This is a genomic window from Arsenophonus endosymbiont of Bemisia tabaci Q2 (assembly GCF_902713415.1).
GTDB lineage: Bacteria > Pseudomonadota > Gammaproteobacteria > Enterobacterales > Enterobacteriaceae > Arsenophonus.
The window spans coordinates 1-1,225 of sequence record NZ_CACTIE010000051.1; the positions used below are offsets into that span (position 1 = coordinate 1).

Sequence of the window (1,225 nt, forward strand, 5' to 3'; positions counted from 1 at the left end):
GCTAATCCGAAATTGCTTCGCTGTTTCTCGGATACTCAACCCTTCTTCTTCCATCATAAATATCACTTTACGTCTAAAATCAATTGAATAGCTCATATAAATAATGTCATCAAAATTAAGTCGCTTAGCTATATTTTTAATCCAGTAATAATACTGATTCTAACGCAATTTCAACCATCTCATTAAATGTCGTTTGCCGTTCTGCTGAAGTTATCTTTTCGCCTCGACGAATATGATCAGAAACCGTACAAATAGTTAGTGCCTTGACACCATATTCCGCCGCAATGCTATACATACCAGCAGCTTCCATTTCCACCCCCAAAATGCCATATTTTTCCATTGTATTAAACACTTGCGTTTGAGACGTATAAAAAAGATCAGTAGAAAAAATATTACCTACCAGAACGTTGAGATTCTTTGCTTTAGCCGCAGTTACAGCATTATGAACCAGCTGATAATCCGCAATAGCCGCAAAATCATTATCATCAAATTTTAGTCGATTAACTTTAGAATCGGTGCATGCTCCCAAGCCGATAATAATATCGCGTAACTTTACTTGATGGCTAATAGCACCACAGGATCCTACTCGTATTATTGTTTTAACACCAAAGTCAGTAATTAGCTCTTTCATGTAAATTGAACAGGAAGGGATCCCCATACCATGCCCCATCACAGAAATGCTACGACCTTGATAATTACCAGTAAAACCTAACATACCACGAACATTATTTACCTGACGGCTGTCGGTCAAATAATTTTCTGCAATATGTTTTGCGCGTAGAGGATCGCCTGGCATCAGCATAACTTCCGCAAAATCGCCCATCTCAGCATTAATATGTGGGGTGACCATAAATAAATTTCCTTTTATTACTTATCGATAAAATTGGGAATATGAAGAAATATTTCCCATCATACTTAAAATATAGCTAAGCGACTTAATTTTGATTACACCATATTGAGTGCGAAAAAAATATCTGTGTTGCATACGAGCGCTCTTTTTTTGCATTTAGGTTTTGCTCATTTATGTTCAATTGGATTAAGATCTGGCGAATAGGTAGGTAAATATTCCACCATATGCCTCGCATCGGTGATGACTTGTTGAATAGTGGAATACTCTGTTTCTTTTGAAAAGTTGCATTATCCATCATGATTACATTGTTTTTAGGAAGTACTGGGATAAGGACTTGGGTGACCCATGCATAGAAAACATCGCTGTTAATATTGA

1 protein-coding gene and 1 pseudogene are annotated in these 1,225 nt (G+C 36.7%); both read right to left on the bottom strand.

Features of this window, described 5'->3' with window-relative positions; genetic code table 11:
* Nucleotides 1–136: 136 nt before the first annotated feature.
* Entirely contained in the window at nt 137–850 is a 714-nt protein-coding gene (gene deoD, locus ARSQ2_RS03035; protein ID WP_181994310.1) for a purine-nucleoside phosphorylase, read from the bottom strand.
* Between the two features lie 85 nt (nt 851–935).
* Nucleotides 936–1,225: pseudogene (locus tag ARSQ2_RS15210) on the bottom strand (hypothetical protein); the annotation flags it as partial.

Coding starts and splice junctions, on each gene's coding strand:
- deoD (WP_181994310.1), bottom strand. CDS start 850: ATGGTCACCCCACATATTAATGCTGAGATGGGCGATTTTGCGGAAGTT.